Source organism: Methanobrevibacter sp., from assembly GCF_045586545.1.
Taxonomy (GTDB): domain Archaea; phylum Methanobacteriota; class Methanobacteria; order Methanobacteriales; family Methanobacteriaceae; genus Methanocatella.
Genome location: NZ_JAZNAN010000002.1, coordinates 21,272 through 40,685 on the forward strand (window position 1 = coordinate 21,272; position 19,414 = coordinate 40,685).

The 19,414-nt window shown below is 33.9% G+C and carries 20 protein-coding genes; 5 read left to right on the forward strand and 15 right to left on the reverse strand.

Annotation, left to right across the window (positions count from 1 at the left end; translation table 11 throughout):
- Positions 1–26: 26 nt before the first annotated feature.
- Together ACKI3D_RS00215 and ACKI3D_RS00220 are read left to right on the forward strand one after the other, a co-directional pair.
- Positions 27–746, forward strand: coding sequence for a sortase (locus tag ACKI3D_RS00215; protein WP_407391198.1), 720 nt, complete (start codon positions 27–29; stop codon positions 744–746).
- Positions 747–1,118 (forward strand): dihydroneopterin aldolase family protein, encoded by a 372-nt coding sequence (locus tag ACKI3D_RS00220; RefSeq protein ID WP_407391200.1) that lies wholly within the window; start codon positions 747–749, stop codon positions 1,116–1,118. It begins immediately after the preceding gene.
- A gap of 3 nt (positions 1,119–1,121) precedes the next feature.
- Here the strand turns inward: ACKI3D_RS00220 and mfnA are convergent, their stop codons facing one another.
- From mfnA to rplJ, 3 genes are all read right to left on the reverse strand, one after another.
- Positions 1,122–2,279 carry a tyrosine decarboxylase MfnA gene (gene mfnA / locus ACKI3D_RS00225; protein ID WP_407391201.1) on the reverse strand — a complete coding sequence of 386 codons (1,158 nt, stop codon included), beginning with the start codon at positions 2,277–2,279 and terminating at the stop codon, positions 1,122–1,124.
- 59 nt (positions 2,280–2,338) lie between these two features.
- The gene (gene ppsA / locus ACKI3D_RS00230) at positions 2,339–4,615 is read right to left on the reverse strand and encodes a phosphoenolpyruvate synthase (RefSeq protein WP_407391203.1); all 2,277 of its coding nucleotides are present in this window, start codon (positions 4,613–4,615) and stop codon (positions 2,339–2,341) included.
- Between the two features lie 184 nt (positions 4,616–4,799).
- On the reverse strand, positions 4,800–5,282 hold the full coding sequence (gene rplJ / locus ACKI3D_RS00235) for a 50S ribosomal protein L16 (protein ID WP_405269846.1): 483 nt from the start codon (positions 5,280–5,282) through the stop codon (positions 4,800–4,802).
- 242 nt (positions 5,283–5,524) lie between these two features.
- On the opposite strand from rplJ, the gene ACKI3D_RS00240 reads away from it, so the two are divergent.
- Both ACKI3D_RS00240 and ACKI3D_RS00245 read left to right on the forward strand, forming a co-directional pair.
- The gene (locus tag ACKI3D_RS00240; RefSeq protein WP_407391231.1) at positions 5,525–5,761 is read left to right on the forward strand and encodes a KEOPS complex subunit Pcc1; all 237 of its coding nucleotides are present in this window, start codon (positions 5,525–5,527) and stop codon (positions 5,759–5,761) included.
- 75 nt (positions 5,762–5,836) lie between these two features.
- Complete coding sequence (locus tag ACKI3D_RS00245) at positions 5,837–6,826, forward strand: ATPase (RefSeq protein ID WP_407391206.1); 990 nt, start codon at positions 5,837–5,839, stop codon at positions 6,824–6,826.
- On the opposite strand, the gene ACKI3D_RS00250 is transcribed toward ACKI3D_RS00245, so the two are convergent.
- Positions 6,804–7,904, reverse strand: coding sequence for a nucleotidyltransferase family protein (locus ACKI3D_RS00250; protein WP_407391208.1), 1,101 nt, complete (start codon positions 7,902–7,904; stop codon positions 6,804–6,806). The two genes, ACKI3D_RS00245 and ACKI3D_RS00250, sit on opposite strands and share 23 nt — an antisense overlap.
- 90 nt (positions 7,905–7,994) lie before the next feature.
- Between ACKI3D_RS00250 and ACKI3D_RS00255 the strand changes: the two genes are divergently transcribed.
- Positions 7,995–9,251, forward strand: a complete 1,257-nt coding sequence (locus tag ACKI3D_RS00255) for a dihydroorotase (protein ID WP_407391210.1) — start codon at positions 7,995–7,997, stop codon at positions 9,249–9,251.
- A 43-nt stretch (positions 9,252–9,294) separates the two neighbouring features.
- Here the strand turns inward: ACKI3D_RS00255 and ACKI3D_RS00260 are convergent, their stop codons facing one another.
- The 11 genes from ACKI3D_RS00260 to mtrG form a co-directional block, all read right to left on the reverse strand.
- A complete protein-coding gene (locus tag ACKI3D_RS00260; RefSeq protein ID WP_407391212.1) occupies positions 9,295–10,530 on the reverse strand; it encodes a 4Fe-4S binding protein in 1,236 nt (411 codons plus the stop codon).
- Between the two features lie 19 nt (positions 10,531–10,549).
- Positions 10,550–11,977: a Ni/Fe hydrogenase subunit alpha gene (locus tag ACKI3D_RS00265; RefSeq protein WP_407391214.1), complete on the reverse strand. Its 1,428-nt coding sequence runs from the start codon at positions 11,975–11,977 to the stop codon at positions 10,550–10,552.
- A gap of 1 nt (position 11,978) precedes the next feature.
- A complete protein-coding gene (locus tag ACKI3D_RS00270) occupies positions 11,979–12,905 on the reverse strand; it encodes a F420-nonreducing hydrogenase (protein WP_407391216.1) in 927 nt (308 codons plus the stop codon).
- A 15-nt stretch (positions 12,906–12,920) separates the two neighbouring features.
- Entirely contained in the window at positions 12,921–13,346 is a 426-nt protein-coding gene (locus ACKI3D_RS00275) for a hydrogenase iron-sulfur subunit (RefSeq protein WP_407391217.1), read from the reverse strand.
- Between the two features lie 316 nt (positions 13,347–13,662).
- Positions 13,663–14,913: a SufB/SufD family protein gene (locus tag ACKI3D_RS00280; protein ID WP_407391219.1), complete on the reverse strand. Its 1,251-nt coding sequence runs from the start codon at positions 14,911–14,913 to the stop codon at positions 13,663–13,665.
- The gene (locus ACKI3D_RS00285) at positions 14,882–15,637 is read right to left on the reverse strand and encodes an ABC transporter ATP-binding protein (protein WP_407391221.1); all 756 of its coding nucleotides are present in this window, start codon (positions 15,635–15,637) and stop codon (positions 14,882–14,884) included. Before ACKI3D_RS00285 ends, ACKI3D_RS00280 begins: the two co-directional genes overlap by 32 nt.
- A 126-nt stretch (positions 15,638–15,763) precedes the next feature.
- Positions 15,764–16,030, reverse strand: a complete 267-nt coding sequence (locus tag ACKI3D_RS00290) for a PRC-barrel domain-containing protein (RefSeq protein ID WP_292606090.1) — start codon at positions 16,028–16,030, stop codon at positions 15,764–15,766.
- Between the two features lie 55 nt (positions 16,031–16,085).
- A complete protein-coding gene (locus ACKI3D_RS00295) occupies positions 16,086–16,694 on the reverse strand; it encodes an NTP transferase domain-containing protein (protein ID WP_407391223.1) in 609 nt (202 codons plus the stop codon).
- Positions 16,695–16,712: 18 nt separating this feature from the next.
- Positions 16,713–18,182 (reverse strand): methanogenesis marker 14 protein, encoded by a 1,470-nt coding sequence (locus tag ACKI3D_RS00300; protein ID WP_407391225.1) that lies wholly within the window; start codon positions 18,180–18,182, stop codon positions 16,713–16,715.
- Between the two features lie 160 nt (positions 18,183–18,342).
- Positions 18,343–19,275, reverse strand: a complete 933-nt coding sequence (mtrH, locus tag ACKI3D_RS00305; protein ID WP_407391227.1) for a tetrahydromethanopterin S-methyltransferase subunit H — start codon at positions 19,273–19,275, stop codon at positions 18,343–18,345.
- Positions 19,276–19,288: 13 nt separating this feature from the next.
- The coding region (gene mtrG, locus ACKI3D_RS00310; RefSeq protein ID WP_407391233.1) for a tetrahydromethanopterin S-methyltransferase subunit G at positions 19,289–19,414 on the reverse strand (126 nt) is incomplete at its 5' end.

A 19,414-nucleotide genomic window follows, 5' to 3' on the forward strand; every position in this document is an offset into this window, starting at 1 on the left:
ATACTAGATTTGACAAAATTGATATTATGAAAAAACCAAGTATTTCAACTATAATCATAATAATTTGTATTTTAATCATTGGATTATATGCGATGGGTGAAGTAAATTATTTTTCTTCAAAAATAGTAGTTGAGAAAAATATCGAATCCCCCGCTGTTGTAATCCCATCAATCGGAGTTCAGGAAAAGATTAATAATGAATCATTAAATCTAGGTGTTTTAAGTGACCCTGGAGAAAATATCCCAACAAAAGATCCTGTGGTTTTATATGGACATAGAACACTGCAAGGGTCTCCTTTTTTAAGATTAAATGAACTGTCAATTGGAGATTCATTCCTGTTAGAATGGCCGGGAATTGGAGAAATAAACTATACTGTCATAAATACAACTATTGTTCCTGCAACATATAACTTAAATGCAGAAGGGGCAGACCATGCTTATTTAATAACCTGTGACCCTATTGGTTCAACAGCTAATAGATTAATTATTGAGGGAGAATTAAGCAAACAAAATCCAATAAACAATGAAATTATCAAGGATAATCCTCAAGAGTCATATGCATACATAATCTCAGCAATATTCTTAGTTGCGGGACTCATATTTAGTTTCCTCTACCCTAAAGACAATAGAATTTACATTTTAGCTATAGTGCTAATTATCTCAGCAGTATTATTCTACTGTTGCATAAATCCAATCCCATCAGAACTGATATATGATAAAATAATATTTTTAAATGGAGGGCTTTAATTGGACGTCGACAAAGAATACTTTTCAAATATTACTGCTAGAGAACGGGCCATATTTGAAGGCGCCATTAGTATGGGAGCTTTATTTCATCAATTTGTAGGAACTCCAGTTAACAAAAACACTAAAAAAAGTTTAGAAACTAGTATGGAAGAATCTTTGAAACTACAACCTGCCATCGAAGATGTGGAAGTTGACATCAGATTCGACAAACTAGAAGAATCAATGACTGAATTTGACTATACCTCTTTAACCGGAGACATGCTGGATGTTAAAATCCATACAAAAGTAGATGATGTTAAAGCAACAATAAGAATAGAATTCATTGAAGAGCTTAATTATCCTTTAATGTATGTTGAAAATATAGAAGATTGAAAGTTAATATATATCTTTTAAATCTTCTAATAATTCTTTTAAATGATTTAATTTAATATGGTTCATCAATACTACCCTAATTGCCACTGGACATTTGGCCACTGAAACTTTCCATCCCAATTCTTCTAATTTTTCCGCCAGTACACTAGTATCCATTTTAGGATGGTTAAATGCTACAATATTCAGTTCAGGTTCACAAATAACTTCGTAACCTATTTCTTCAAGACCTTCTTTAAAAAACATAGTATTTGCCATCAGATTGCATGCAATTTTAGTATAACCTTCTTTTCCAAAGTATTTCATGACTGCATAAGTAGCGGCAGAAGAGGCTCCCAGACGAGTTCCAACAATAGTGGACTGGGTTTTTACAGTTAAATAAGGGGAATCAACCGCCATGACTTGCAAATATTCTTCCTCTCTAAAAAGAATTCCACCAGCAGGAATCGGGGCCAAACCCATTTTATGAGGATCAACAGTTATTGAACAAACCCCTTCAAGTGAAAAATCAAAAACAGGCAAATCATATCCGCATCTTCTTAGAAACGGTATGGAAAAGCCACCAAAAGCAGCATCTACATGGAAATAGATATTATTTTCCAAAGCTATTTTAGAGATTTCTTCAATAGGATCAATTAAACCCAATTCAGTAGTTCCGGCGATAGCAACAATAGCTACTGTACTATCAGAGATTACCTCTTTTAGAGATTCGACATCAATCTTATAATTGTCATCAAGGGCAGCTTCAACGATTTTTAAGTTTAACATGTCTGCCGCTTTTTTAAATGAAAAATGAGCAGATTCAGGAATAATAATTTCTCCGTTAACTATCCCCTTATATTTCCTTGCATGATTTCTTGCAGCCCTAATTGCCATAAGATTGGCTTCAGTACCCCCAGTAACAATATGTCCATAAGGATTTTCAATTGATAATAACTCCCCAATAGACTTTATAACTTCATTTTCAATTAATTGCGTGCCTTTAAAAAGACCAGGATCCCCTAAATTGGTATCCAAAAATTTACAATAGACCTCTTTAGCAAATGGATGTGCTTCTGTACACATGGACCCTAAAATCCTACCATCTGCATAATCATAATCCAGTTTGTGGAACTCAGATAATTCATTTAAAATTTCTTCTTTGTCAATTGGCTTATCATCCATAAAATAACCTGATTTTCAAATAATTAATAAAATAAAAATAAAAAAAGAAAATAAAAAGATTATTCTAAACGTTGACGGGCAGCGTCAAGAATAATTTTTTGTTCCGCTCTAGCGACAGTTTTTCTAACATCTGCTATAGCATCAGTATTTGAAGACACACTTGTAATTCCAAATTCAACAAGTTTTTCAACAATGTGCGGTACACTACCAGCTTGACCACAAATACTACATTTAACACCTGCTTCAGCACATTTTCTAATTGTTCTTTCAATTAATTTCATGACTGCTGGGTGCTCTTCAGAATAGTGTTTTGCTACAAACTCGTTGTTTCTGTCAACTGCTAAAGTATATTGAGTTAAATCGTTGGTTCCTAAACTTACAAAGTCTATTCCAACCTTAATATACTCATCAATCATTATTGCAGCTGCTGGAATTTCAACCATCATTCCAAATTCAACATCTTTGTGAGGTTCAAAACCGACTTCAGAACAAAGCTCTTTAGCTTTTTTAAGCTCTTCAGGACTTTGTGATAATGGAATCATGATTCCAATGTTTGTGTATCCTTTTTCATGTAATTTTTTAATAGCTTTAAATTCACATTTAAGGATTTCAGGTTGGTCAAGCTCTCTTCTTATACCTCTCCAACCAAGCATTGGATTGTGTTCTCTAGGTTCGTTTTCTCCACCTTCTAAAGTAATAAATTCATCGGTTGGTGCATCTAAAGTTCTGTACCATACTGGTTTTGGATAGAATGCGTCAGCTACAATTTGAACATTGTCAGCAATTGTATCAATCAATTCATCTTCCCTTCCATCAGCAATGAATTTGCCAGGGTGAACACCGGATGTCAACATTAAATGTTCAGTTCTTAAAAGTCCAACACCATCAGCACCAGTGGCTGCTGCTTTTTCTGCCGCTTCAGGCATACTTACATTAGCTTTTACTTCAGTTACTGTGATAATTGGAGCTGCACCAACTGTTGCTGCAACAGCAGTTGCTTCTTCTTTAGTTTCTGAAATTCCATCAAATACTAATCCTTTTTTACCGTCTAAGGTAACACCGGAATTTTCTTTTAATGTTGTTGTAGCATCACCAGTTCCTACAACACAAGGAATTCCAAGTTCACGTGAGATGATGGATGCATGACAGGTTACTCCACCTTCATCAGTGACAATACCACTTGCTCTTCTCATAGCAGGAACCATGTCAGGAGTGGTCATGGTGGTAACCATAATGTCGCCATCTTTAATTTTATCTAACTCATCAATATCTAAAACGATTTTAACTTTACCTGCTGCCATTCCAGGACTTGCTCCAAGACCTCTTACTAAAACTTCACCTAAATCAGAAGAAGCATCTTCACTTTCTTCTTCAACATCACCTAAAGTAGTAATAGGTCTGGCTTGTAATAAGAATAAGTGTTCTCTTTCAAAAGCCCATTCGGTATCCATTGGTTCTCCATAATGAGCTTGAACTCTTTTACCCATTTCGGTTAATTCAATGAGTTCTTCATCAGATAAAACTCTTTCTTTTCTTTTTTCTTCAGGAACATCAACTTTAATACTAGTACCCGCTTCATCATTAGTGTACATTACTTTTTTATCACTAATAGTTACATTAATTATTTCATTGTTCTTTTTATCAACTTGGTAATTATCCGGAGTTACATCACCAGACACTACTGCTTCTCCAAGTCCCCAGGATCCTTCAATCAAAGCAATTTCTTCACCAGTGGATGGGTTTACAGTAAACATTACTCCAGCTTTATCAGCATTTGCCATTTTTTGAACAACTACTGCAATATAAACTTTTGAGTGTTCGAAATTATTTTCTTCTCTGTAGAAAATAGCTCTTGCTTCAAATAATGAAGCCCAACATCTTCTAATATATTCAATAACTTCATCATCACCTGCAACATGTAAAAAAGTATCTTGTTGACCGGCAAAGGAAGCTTCAGGCAAATCTTCTGCAGTAGCTGAAGAACGAATAGCTACGTCAGTATCTTCTTCTCCAACTCTTTGACAAAGTTGATTATAAGCTTCAAGAATTAATAAAATCATATCTTCTGGGATAGGAGATTCATTAATCATTTTTTTAATCTCTTCAGAAGCAGCTTGAAGAGCTTTAGTATCATTAATGTCAATTTGATCAAGAATGCTCATGACCTTATCATTAATGCCAGCCTCATCCATGAATTTCTCATAAGCTTGTGCAGTTACTACAAAACCTGGCGGTACTGGAATGCCCGCTTGAGTTAATTCACCCAAATTAGCACCCTTTCCACCTGCAATACCAATATCGGATTTACTTAAATCCTCAAATTTTATAACATACATGAAATACAACCTCTTGGTTTGAAAATATTATTAAAATTGACAATATTTAAGCTATAAAACATAGTCAATATTATATTTTAATATGAATTTTAAAGTTTAAATATTTAATTATAAAAAAGAAAGATTTGAAAATAAAAATAAAAAATGTATAAAAAAAAGAGTAAAAAGAAAATTAATTAAAAATCTATTTAATTAATTCTGCACCTTTGTCAACAACTATTTTACATGGAACTGGCATTTTCATACCTGCTCTTTTTAATGCAACCTTAGCTTGTTCAAAGTGTCTTTCTTGACAATCAATAGTGATTATTCTTTGATCTTTTTTAACAACAGCTTCAACACTGATAGGTTTACCAAAAGCGTTTCTCATACCACTTTGTACCCTATCCGCACCTGCACCGGTTGCCATTGGGTTTTCTCTTACGATTTGGTGAGGGTAAACTCTTAATTTTAAGTGGTAACCCATTCTACCTGCAGCTCTTTGCATTAATCTGTTAGAAGCAATCCTTGCAGCTTCTAAAGAATTGTGTCTGATTTGAGTTGGTTTTTTAACAGCTAAACTTACAGATACTGGGAATTCATCTCTTAAGTTACCCATATCATATTGTACGATTCTTGAATTTGGGTTTTTTCTAATATACTCTTTTCTTGTATAAGCACGAACCATTATTATTCCTCCGAAATAAATATAACATGAAATGACATGTTTAATTAAAAAAAATAGCTATAATAAACTTGAAATCTTACATTTCCATCATTAGAATCTAATAGCTATATAAAAATTATTCGTAATATATAGAATACTTAAATATATTAACTTAGTTATTTATAAAGTTTACCATATTTTCAATAATAATGACAAAAATATTTTAGGAACAAATAAGATAAAAGTATATTAGCGTGAAATTTATGAAAATTAAAGGAAATATAAAATTTAACTATGATAATGAAGATAATGCGAAACTCGCTTACGAATCATTGGAAGTGGATAATGAAAATTACTTAAAATCTGAATTAAACGAAAATAGCGTAGAATATAGTTTAGATTATGATAACATTGGTAGTTTTTTAAGAACCGCTGATGATTTAATTGCTTCAGAGATTGTAGTTGAAAAAATTATTACAAATACCAATTTCAAATATTAACAAAAAATTATATATAAATAAAAAAAAGATATATAATTATTTATAATATATTCAAATTCGTAGAGAGTGTAATTTATGGAATGCTATTATCATCCTGAAAGAGACGGCACCGATCAATGTGCAATATGTGGAAAATCCATTTGTAAAGAATGTGGTTTAGAAATTGCAGGTAAAATTTACTGCAAAGAATGTTTAGAAAAAATTGTAGGACTTGGAATAGATAATAATCAACAAGAAAACGAACCTGTTGTTGAAGAAGAACCTGCTGTTGCTGAACCTACAATATCCGAGGCAATTGATGAATCAATTTATCAAACTCAAGAACAACTAGATGAAATTGAAATACCTTATGCTCCTCAACAAGAAGTTTCACAAAGTCAAGGAATAAGTGAAGATTCTCCATATAATATTAAAAGCAATATTGAGTATGATGGAGGATTGGAATCATCCTATCCTAATGATACTGAAAGCATTTATCAAAAACCACAATCTGCTCAAAACGAATATGATGTGGAAAAGCCTACCTTAAAACCTCAAGGGGATGATGACTTTATTTACCCTGACCACTCTTACGAACCACAAACCACAAGTGCAAGACTCGATTTAGAAGACAAATATGAAAAATATCTTGATGACTTGTACTTTGATGAAAATGAAGTTCCATTAAATGAACAATTAGCTAAAGATGAAGCTCAATATGGATCTCTAACTAGAAAAGAGTATGTTCCAAAAGAAGAAGAACCTCCACGTGCTCAAAGAAAAGATCCTCTTCAAGAAACTCCTGAAGAAATGGAAGCTAGAATTAGAGCTGAAATCTTAAAAGAACAAGGAGTAATGACTGATAAGGAAGAAAAGAATATCCACAACCTAAATTATCAAGAAGAAAAAGAACCAATGGGTATTATTGATATCCTATTAACCATTATTCTAATCATTGTGATTTTAATTGTTATTTACTACTTGATATACTTGTTCTTATTGAATTCAAGTTACCCAACATTTATGGATGCTGTATTTGCACTTAAAAATCCACAAAATGTTATTAACAATCTTTTAACCCATTAAATAATGAAATATTTTCATTATTTACTTTTTTTTCAAATTTTTCCAAACATTCCTTATTTTTATAACCTAAAATTCGAATATTTGATGGATATTTATCAATATAATCTGAAATTGTCTTTTTAGGAATCGGATTTTCCAAAATGCTTAAGACCCTCTGGTGAAAATGTGAAGAAAATCCATGTAAAATCGCTTTTTCCAATTCTTCTAAAGAAGAATAAGGTCTGTTTTTAATAATATTTTCGGCTAATTTATCATTGAATAGATTTAAACCTGCCAATTCATTAAAATTAAAATTATTTGCAGTATTTAAAATGGATTCAACATCTCTAATCCCATAGATTATAGAATCGTTTTTTATTTCCCTTTTCAACACTTCAATAGTTTTTGAAGGCATCATGTCAACTACATCATCAAAATTATCCCTTTGGATGCTTTCACGAATTAAAGTTCCGCTAACCCCTTCAATCCTTTCAACAAAAATAAATTTGTTTGTATAGTCAAATCCGATTTTACTTAATGAATTTGAAAATGAGGTAATTACATAGTTATCCTCTTCAAGTTTGTCCTTTAAAATTATTTCTCCGGTAGTTTTATCAATGATTTTATATGGTCTTGGAGCTATATGATGGCCCATATTAATTCTTTTTAAAATCTCATCAAAACCATCTAAAGGTTTGTATCCGCGAGGTATATAATCTGTGTTTAAATTTTTAAACATCTTGCATAGGCATAAGGAATACTGGCCGGATCCCATTATTCCCATAGGAGGCCCTTCGACAACAATGTCTGCACCAACAGAAATTGCAATTTCTGCCCTAATTTCACGTGGCAATATATATGGAATACCCCTACCACTTCTCTCAAATAAGCCAGGTACAATAGCTACAAATAATGATTCAGGAAACATATGTTTTGCAGTTTTCATGCAATGAAAATGACCATTATGTAAAGGATTATATTCAGTGAAATCAGCTATCAAATTAACATCTGATTTTATATCAGAATTTTTTGATTCCATATTCAAATCATCGAAAAATAATTTTTTATCCCTTCCTAATATATCGCAAACCTGAGACATAAATTTAAATATAAATCTTAAATTTTAAAAAACTTATGATTTAAAAATATGAACTGACAAATATCTAATTATAGACTTAGGAGATTAATCATGGATCTAGTTATAAAAAATTGTAAATTTGTTGATAAACCTGGAGAGTTCTTCATTAAGGTTGAAGACGGGAAAATTGCTGATATCTCAAAAACACCTATAAATGCAGATACCGTTATAGATATTAAAAACAATTATATTCTTCCAGGTTTCATTGACCCCCACATTCATTTTAGAGATCCAGGATTAACTCAAAAAGAAGACTTCAAAACAGGAAGTGAAAGTGCTGCTGCGGGAGGCTTTGCAACAGTCATAGACATGCCCAATACACTTCCCAAAACAAATACATACAAAGCGCTTAAAGAAAAAATTGAAATTGCAAAAAATAAATCCGTGGTCAATTTTGAACTTCAAGCAGGACATAACAGTCTTGAGGAAATGGAAAAGATGATCAAATTAAAACCAATTTCATTTAAAGTGTTTATGGATTTGGAAAGTGATGAAAGTTTAGAAGAAATATTCAGCAATTTATCTGCTTTAAAAAATAAAACTGACTATAATGGACTTGTCGCCACCCATTGTGAGAAAAAATCAATTGTCGAATCACAAACAGAATTACTAAAACAAAAAGATGAAAATGAAGCAATCGACTACACCTATGCAAGACCAACAGTTAGTGAAGACGAATCAGTGAAACAAGCAATTGAACTTGCAAGAGCAAATGATTTAAGATTGCATATATGTCATTTAAGTTCCGCCAAATCATTGCATATGGCTAAAAATGCAAGTAAAACCCTGCCTGTGAGCTGGGAATTTACACCTCACCATTTGCTTATGGACAATTCAGCATATAATATATATGGCACATTCATAAAAACCAATCCCCCTTTAAGGCCAAAAGAGGAAAGGGTAACAATAAATGATTTGGATGAAACCTCCATAATTGGAACCGATCATGCACCACATACACTTGAAGATAAAACAAAAGGGGTGTGGGATTCATCTCCTGGAATACCTAATCTGGAAACCGTGGTTCCCCTCATATTAACTGAAGTGAATAAGGGAAATATAGATTTGAAAATAATTCCAAAAATCTTTTCTGAAAATGCTGCTAAAGTATATGGACTTGAAAATAAAGGCCAGATAGCAATTGGAAAAGACGCCGACTTTACTGTAATTGACTTGAAACAAGAAGGAAAATTCAATATTGAAGAATTTAAAACAAAAGCGGAATACTCTCCATTTGACGGATGGGAATATATTGGAAAACCAATTATGACAATAGTCAATGGAAAAATAGTAATGAATAATATATAACTAATTTTTTAAAAAAAGAAAAAATAAAGGTGTGTAAACACACCTATTTGTAACATAAAGCGTCTTCTGGACATGCTTCAATACATTGACCACATAAGGTACAGAATCCTGCAATTGGTAATTTAGGATTGTCTGTTTTATGTAACATGTCGTAAGGACAAGCTTCGATACAGTCACCACATTGGTCACATTTAGATGGGTTAAATGCAATTCTGTCTCTAACAACAGGTTCGCCGTCAATAGTTAATTCATATTGTTCGACTTTTAATGCGTCGTTAGAACACATAGAAGCACATGCTCCACATCTAATACAGCTTGCGAATGATGGTTCACCATCAGTTTCTTCTAAAGCTGGGCATAACATACCAGTTTTGGTAACTACACGAATAGCTTGAGTAGGACATTTGTTAGCACATGCACCAATGAAGTCACATTTTTCTGCATCTCTTCCAATACCTTCTGCATCTACAGGTGCACCTTCACCCCATTCTACATCAATATCTAATGCATCAACAGGACAAAGTTTTACACATAAACCACATGCAGCACAGACACTAGGAATTGCAACAGTTAAGCTTGCAGCGTTTGCAGAAATGAAGTCTCCAGGACAAGCTTCTACACAAGTGTTACAACCGATACATTTAGCTGAATCGAAAGTGAAAGATTTAATTTCTTTTGAACGTTTGATAGGTTTTTTCTCAGCAATGAAAATTGCATTCCAAGGACAGGTTTGTGAACATAAACCACATCTAATACAATCATCATTTACAGTAACAGGGCTTCCTACTTCTTCAAGAGTAATTGCATTTACTGGACAAGGATCAACACAAGTTCCACATCCAACACAATCAGCGATGTAAACAGGACCTTTTCCAGTGAGGTCTAACTCACATACAGCAGGTTCTTTAACACCAGGAATTCCAATTACATCAACTGGGCAAATGTCAACACATTTTTGACACATTACACAGAACCCTTCAACTTCTTTTAATTTTTCACCAGTGACTTTTAAAGTTTCTTGTGGACATACTTCTTCACATTTGCCACAGGAGTCACATAATACAGAGTTGAATACTAATCTTGCTTGGAATACACCTTCAGCAATTTCGAATTCTTCTACTTTTAATGCTCCATTAGGACATGCGTCAGCACATTTTGGTTCTTCACCACAAGTGTCACAGTGAACAATAGCAGTAGGTGTTATTTCAATAGCTGATGTAGGACAAGTTCCTTCACAAGCACCACATTTTATACAGCCATCTTCGTTAAATACAATCATTTATAAAACCCCCTTAAATTTAGAATTTTTTAATGAGGTTTCCTTCACTGTCTACAATATCTACTTCAGCTAATCTCATTTGACTATCCATTGAGTGGGTAGCACAAGATAAACATGGGTCGTATGCTCTGATAACCATTTCCATTAAGTTGAAGATACTATCATCTACTTCTACACCAGGTTTGATGTAGTCTTTAGCAACTTGGTGAATACCCATTTCCATAGCTGGGTTGTTTTGGATTGTAGCTACAACAATGTTAGCGTAAGTACATAATCCATTGTCATCAGATTCGTAGTGGTGGATTAAAGTACCACGAGGAGCTTCTACAATACCTACACCTTTACCTTCAGTTCTTTCTAATTCATCAGGGAATTTTTTACCGGATAAATCTTCTTCTAAAGCTGCTGCAGCACATTCAGCTGATGCTAATAATTCGATAAGTCTAGCATAGTTGAATAATAATGGTGCTTGAGCGTATCCGAATGCATCACGGAATGCATTAAGAGCTTCTTGAGCAAGAGGTGCTTCTTTAGGCATTTGATCACAGACGTTAATTCTTGATAATGGTGCAACTCTGTAAATACCTTCTGGGTATCCCATTTCTTTAATGTAAGGGAATTTTAACCAGGAGTAAGGTTTTACGTGTTCAGCAACATAATCAGTATATTCTTCGTTTCTGTATTCAAACATTTCGCTTCCGTCTTTGTCTCTGAATCTAATGTTACCATTATATACATCCCAAGTTCCGTCAGGTTTTACGGTACCACAGTGTCTGGTGTCACCGAAGTTACCTAATGAAGCAATTAAGTCGATGTTTTCTTCAAATACAGGAATAGCTAAGTCTAAAGTAGCTTGTGCTAATTCTACATTTTGTTTTGCTCTTTCAAGTAAATCTTTTTGAGTATCAGCGTCTAATTCGGTTGAGATACCACCAGGAGTGGATGAGGTAGGGTGAATAGGACGACCACCGATTTTTCTAACCATTTCTAAACCGTTTCTTCTGATGTTAATTGCTTGAAGTGCAATTTCAGGCATATCTTTAATAACTTGGAAAACATTTCTAGTTTTTCTGGTTCCGTTAGGAATGATTAAATCTGGTGCTGCTAAGAAGTAGAAATGAAGTGCGTGGGAGTGCATGTATGAACCCCAGTTCATGATTTCTCTCATTCTGTATGCAGTAGGTAAGATTTCATAATCATCGAAACCGAAAATTTGGTCAACTGCTTTAGCAGCTGCTAAGTGGTGTTGTACATCACAAATACCACAGATCCTAGGTACGAGTCTAGGTAATTCTTCAACAGGACGACCAGTTAAGAATTTTTCGAAACCTCTGAATTCCATAACATGTAATCTTGTTTCTTCTACATTTCCAGCATCGTCAAGATGTACTGTAATTTTAGCGTGTCCTTCAATACGAGTGACAGGCTCCATAGTAAGTTTAACCATTTTATTCTCCTCCTTTCTGCATTTTCATTGGTACTAAAGCAGCAGGTAATGTGTAAGTATAGAAAGTACCTACAATATCATCTAATTGCTCTGCAACAGTTTCAGGATCAACTGTTTTATCTTCTTGAACACCGTAGTCAGATGCAATCGCACTGATCATTTTTGCTCCTTGGTCTAATACTTTTGCAGTAGGACCGTAACATCCTCTACATTGGATACCAATGGAAGGACATTCTGCACCACATAATGATACGGTTGCAGGACCCATACATACTAAACCTTGGCTAATTAAACATAAATCAGGTTCTGGAAGACCTAATTCAAATTGTCTTTTAATGAAGTCCATAGCTAAACCTGCAGGTGGTTTTTCTCTAGGACATACTTCACAAAGGTTGGTGGAAGGTAATTCAATTGTGTCTCCTCTTAATAATGCTAAAACAGCTTCTGCTACTACATCAGAACGAGGTGGACAACCTGGAATCATTAAATCAATGTCCATACCTTCACTGATAGGTCTTACTCTACTTTCGAGATGAGGTACATCTTCGTGAGGAATAATACCTTCAGGGTTGACAGTGGATACTGAGTTAATGTATCCTTCTTCTTCTAATTCTTCTACAGTCCATAAGTTTCCAAGACCTGGAATACCTCCGTAACATGCACAAGTACCATAAGAAATAACCATACTAGCTTTTTCGTTTAACATTTCAGCTAATTCTCTGTTTTCGTCATTTCTTATTCCACCTTCAACAATAATAATGTCTAATTCAGGTACTTCATCATATTTAGTATCCATGAGTACAGGGGAAAATTCGAAATCGGCGAATTCCATAACATCAATTAAGGATTCGTGGAAATCCGCAATGGATAAGTGGCATCCGGAACAACCACTAAACCACATAGTTCCTATTTTAACTTTATCTGCCATATTCATTCCTCCAATCTATTCTTCAGCATCTAATTGTTGTTTTAATGGAGCTGGACCTAAATCTTTAATTCTGTTAACCATCATTTTAACAGATTGAGAGAATTTTTCACCTTCGGATGCGGAAATCCAATCGTGGTAAACTCTTTCTTTTCCAATTCCCATATCTTCAACTAATTTATAAATTAATCTCATTCTACGATCTAATTTGTAGTTACCTGCATCATAGTGGCAGTCACCCATATGACATCCAGCTACAAATACCCCATCAGCACCTTCTTTAAATGCTTTTAAAATAAATTGTGGGTCAATTCTTCCAGAACACATTACACGAATAACTCTAATATTCGGTGGGTATTGCATACGTGCAGTACCAGCTGTGTCTGCTCCTCCATAGGAACACCAGTTGCAACAAAACATTACAATTTTTACATCATCAGCCATAGAGTTTCTCCTCCTCTATATATTTTTTCCGTTTTTAGAAAAACTTGCGTCTTTCTAAACCCAATTTTAAAGTTTTTTAAAAAATTTTAAAATTTTCTTTTTAAGGAATAACCTTTAGGTATGCCTTAAAAACACAATTTCTGTACTTAATGAGCTAGCTCAGCATTACATTATGTACTGATTAATATATTTCATTTATAATTAATATAAAGGTTACTTAGAAACTAAATCCAAAAAGTTTATATACTATGAAACAAGCCATTTGAAAAATAAATTTTACAAGAAAAAACAAGAAAAAAAGAAAGAATAGATGGAATTACATTCCATCAAGACTCATATCAATCATATTTTGAGTTTGTTGAGCCAATTCATCAGGAAGACCAGTAATATCCATGTTTAAGAATCCTCTGACAATCATGGATTCAGCATCTTCCTCTTCAATACCTCTAGAGGTCAGATAATTGATTTCGTCTTCAGAAATTTTACCTACAGCCGCTTCGTGAGACATCTCTAAATTCGCAGAACTGGCTTCAAGTTCAGGTACGGCATAAATAAAACTATCATCAGACAATACTAAACCATGACATTCCAAATGACCTTTAACATCAGGAACTGTACCTGCTAAATGCCCTCTTGCATAAATTTTAGATTCATCCTGTGCAACAGCTCTTGAGATAACTTCTCCCCTAGCGCCTTTAGCATTTAACAAAACTCTAGATCCAACGTCGATAATGGAATCTTTCTTACCGCCCTGAATACTTTGGAAAATAGCCCTTGAATTTTCCCCATCGCAGTATGCAGTTGGAAAAGATTGAATGGTACTTACAGGACTAGTTAAAATATAATTATTAATATAAGTTGAATTATCCATTAATTTAACACCAGTTCTTGGACGTACTTCAACTTGTTCTGCCCAGTTGTGAACCATTGTAAAGGTTATTTTGGAACCTGGTTTTAAATACATTTCAGAAACTCCAACATGCATTGCAGAACCTACATCATCACCGGTTGCACAACCTGTAATCAAATGTAATTCGGAGTTTTCCTCAGCAATAATTACATTGTGAGCAGTTTGCATAATGTCTTCATCACTAATAAACATGCATGCTTGAACAGGCATTACCTCTTTAGTTCCCGGTAGAGACCTTACAAAATACCCGCTTAGAACACCATTTTCTTTCTCATTTAAAGCAGTTTTTGCAGTGTATTTATCTGCATCAGGTTTTACAACATTCCAAAGATAATCTTCCAGCCAACTATACTTTTCCAATGCAATGGCCATATTCATGACTTCAATTGAATCAGACATTGAGTTATTTGTGAAAATATTACTTTGATCCACCTGTAAAAAGGAACCTGACCTGTTCTTTTCTTCAGTATCCACTCCAACTTTTAAAAGATCTTTTTTAGTTTGATTACTTAAATCATCTAAATCATCAATCATGTCTAAAGCATTAACAGTCTCATCGGTAAAGTTTTCAATAGTTACATCTGCACCAATTGCAGCTTTTTTATCTTTAGCTCTTAAAGCATCTTCATAAACATTGCGCACACTCAACACATCCATTAAAACCGTTTTTTCTAATATCTTCTAAAATTTCAGTAGGATTTCCAGAACAAGAAATTACACCATCAATCAAAACATGCGCTTTATCAGCACTGACAAAGTTTAAAATATAACCTAAATGAGTAATTAAAAGTCCGCTTCTTTTTCTAGCACCCTGTGGCTTATCTTTATCTAATAAAGTACCAATTTCTGAAGCTAACAATTCTACATTTTCTATATCCACACCGGAATCAGGTTCATCAAACATTGTGAAATCCGGCATTTGAGCAAGCAACTGTAAAATTTCAGAACGCTTTACTTCACCACCAGAAAATCCAAGATTTACATCTCTATCTAAGAATTCATCACTGAATTTAAGTTGTTGAGCTAATCCTTTCATTCTAGGGTTTAATTCTTCATTTACATCTTGGTGAGATATAATTTTTAATAAATCTCCAACAGAAACTCCTCTAATGGAAGGAGGAGTTTGGAAACTAACACCAATGCCTAGTTTAACTCTTTCAGCTGTAGTCAAACCAGTAATATCTTGACCTTTAAATTTAATAGAACCTTGAACTACATCATAATTTGGAAAACCTAATATGGTTAAAAATAAAGTACTTTTACCTGCACCATTAGGTCCTAAAAGAACATGAGTCTCCCCCTCTTCAATAGACAAGTTAATGTCCTTTAAAACTCTTTTTCCGGCCACTTCGACAGCCAAATTTTCTATTTCAAGCAACATATAATCACCTTTCGAATAAATATGAATTTGTTTTATACTACTATAACTATAATTTACAAAATATAAATAGTTAACACAAAAAAATAAAATAAGAATTGAAAAAGAAAAAAAAAGAAATAACTGAAATTATTCAGTTACAATAATGAATTCGCCAACTTTTTCCACTTTAGCGAAAGGAACTAATAACAAGTCACCGTTTCTTTTAGCCCCTTTAACATGAATGTTACGGTCACTTTCTACTCTAATAGCGATATCAACGATTTTACCGGTTTTTTCGTTAATGATTAATTCATCTAAAACACCAAGAATACGTGCATTATTGGTAGCAACTTGGTAGTTTTTAATTTCGCTCCATAATTTTTCTTCTCTTTTAGGAATTTGTTTATTTTCCATTAAATCACCTAATAAAAATTAAATTTAATTATATAAATATTTAACTTCATCATATTTAAATATAATACTCATTGTACAACTTTTCAGCTACTTTACTATCCGGAATGGTATTAATATTTAATGCTAACTCGACTTTTGGAATAACCAGTTGTTCTTCCTCTTGAACAATATTTTCACTTCTCAAAACATTTAACCCCGATGGAACATTGCCATCAAATTCATAAGAATATTCAAGACCCAAGTTTTCAAAAATTTTGACAGGAACCAATATGGACAATGCATCTTTAGATGATTTAGAATAATAGTCTAGGACATAATCAACTGTTTCAGTCGAAATAAATGGCAAATCAGCATTGATAAAAAGTAAAGTATCATCTTTTGATTTCTTTTCAAAATAATCTAAAATATAGGATAAATCTGTCAGATAATCTTTACCTGAAGTGTCTAAAATTTTAAAATTAGAATCTAATGTTCTTAAATATTGGGTTGTTTCACGGGTGTGGGGACTAACGGCAATTATTATTTCATCGATTAATTTAGAAGCAGTTAAGTTATCAATTACAAATTTAATTAAAGGTTTATCATGTAATTTGAAAAGAGGTTTTTCTTCGGGAACTTTAAGTCGAGTTCCCATACCTCCGGCCATCAAAATAGCATAAATCATGATAAACCACAAAAAGGCTTAAGCGAATTTACCGCCCATCATTTTCATACGATCTTTAAGGATACATCTTCCTCCTTGTTTACCTCCAATAGGCACTTTAGGAGTTCCCATTGAATTCATACAACGAGCCATGATTGCAGAACCTAATGCAAGACCATCTTCTACGAAAACAACATTTTCAAACTTATCCTGAACAGCTTCCAATATAAGTTGAGGTTTGCGTCCAGTAATTCCTGCCCTACCGGTAATACCTAATGCAGAACCTGGAACTATGACGTTTTCGGCAAATGCAACATCCAATACTCTAGTAACAATATTGGTACTTACATAGTCGAGAGTTGAAAGTAAAGTTGGAAGACCATTAGCATCATAGAATTGTGCACCCAATTCCATTAATTCATCCAATTTATCTCCATTAAATCCAACATCACATCCGATTAATGTAGTTCCGGCTTTTTCAGCAGCTTCAGGATTGACCGGTACAGTACCGAATCTGTCAACATCCATTGGAACTTTTGTAATATTGACCAATTTATGTGCTTCCAATGCGTTTGCTTGAGCTTGTTTATGGTCTGCCTTTTTCATTGCTTTATCGGAATAGATATCTAAAGCAGCACCGTTTTTCTTATCAATCATGCCGGAACCTCTAGCTATAGAGTCGCTTACAACACCTGCCAAACCTAAAAAGTTACCAACAGTATTAGCATAAGGTTCATTATCATTAACAATACGTCCAGCTAATGTTGATCCGAAGTCAAGAGAAACACAAGGGTTTCTGTAATCCACATCAGTCCATTTAGCACCTAATTTAATACCTGCAGTTACAAGCTCCCCTTCCATCTCATTTGCAACTGTTTCTTTACCTTGAGGAGGAACTACACTCACAACAGCACCATCAAACATGATGTTTTCTAAAAGAGAATGTTTTTGCAATCTTTCTGGAAGTTGGGAAATAGTCATTGCAGGAGACATTTTCCTTGGAGGAATATCTGCTTCAAGACAACCGTCAGCAAGTGCAATAATAAGTTGACCTGCCTCCTCAGCAGTTGCAAAACCTGCGGTTACCCCAGTAGACCTTACAACAAAATCCAAATCTTCATCTTTATCAACATTACATTTTCTTAAAGATTCTAAAACAGTATCCTTAATAAGTTCTGTAACAGATTCCTTAGAAAGTTCAATACCCCAAACAGTTTTACCAAAAACCTCTTCATTAGGTTTAGGCGGACGTATATCACGAGTCATTTTAACTGTTTTATTTAATAAATAAGATTCACTAGTGTTTAAATTGGTAGCCATTACAATAGACTTTGTAGTAGTGTTACCTAATTCAACAGAAGCAGTTACATAAAAAGTATCTGGCTTTTGAACAGCACCAGGACTTGCAGGACCTGCTTTTTGAGCTCTTAAAGTACCTAAATTACCTGTTTTAGAATGAGCAATGATAGGTTTAGGACCTTTATTAAAAATTTTACTTAGAAAAGACATTTTATAACCTCAATTAAAACTTGATTATAAATATCTTTTTATAATAATATAAATTTTGTTAAAAAACCTTGAAAAAAAGTACAAAAAAGTTAGTTAAAAAAAAGTAAAAAATAGAAAAAAATGATTAGATGAAAAATTCATCTAATCGGGACCCTTTTATCTATAATAAGTTGTTAATAGGGTGGTCTTCAACAGGTTCGGTACCGATATCTTTTGCTGCTTCAGCAATCATGATATCTGCCATACCACATGCAGGGAATGCAAGTTTGGAGTTTTCGATAGGTCCGAAAAGAACGAAGTCCCCACCAGCCATTTGTTGTACGATGTTTGAACCGATATCACAAACAGGCCATGCTTCTTTGTGTTCTTTTTTGTATTGTCTTAACCAGTCCCATGCAGAAGGTACGTTGTGAATACCGGATCCTACTGGGTATCCCCATTTAGCTTTTACAGCGTAAGCGGTTCTTACAGCAGGTCCTGCACCTTGACCTAATGGAGTAACTGCTACGTCCATCCATGGTTTGGTGATTCCACATTCGTCAGCCATTTCAAGAATACCTTGGTCGATTACAGCTCCACCAGTTTCCCAGATTTCGATTTTTCCTTCTACACCAGGAGTCATTGGGTTGAAACCTAAGAGAATGGATGCATCGATGTCAGAGTTTTTGAGAGCTTCAATTTCACCAGGTTCTGCTGCCATACTTATAGAGTTGTAAACAGCTCTTTCAGCTAATCCTACTTCTTGAACATATTCTACACCTGCAATTTTTGCTGCAGCTGCGGTTGAATCTATAAGGAAAGGTTTGTCACAGACGTCACCTACAAATTCTAGGTATTTTACCATAGCATCTGCAGTAGCACCGAAAGTTTGTACAACACAAGGGTTTCCGGTTACGTCAGACATTTCTTCCATAGTTTTAATTAATCCATCAGCAGCATCTTTATCAAAGTCACCTGCTTTTTCATCACTAATAATTTTGTGTCCACCGTAAAAGATTGTTCCTGCTAAAACGGTTGGGTATTCACCAGGTTGCCCACCCATTTTAACTCCAGCAATATCAATTACGAGTTGTTCTTTATCAAATCTAAACATAAGTATAAACCTCCTATAATAAGGTAGATAACATTGAAGCTACTCCAAATTTCATAGCTACAACTAAAATAATTAATCCAAGTATAATACCATACAATATACCAACATCTCTACCAGTTTGTTGGCCTAAACGTTGATA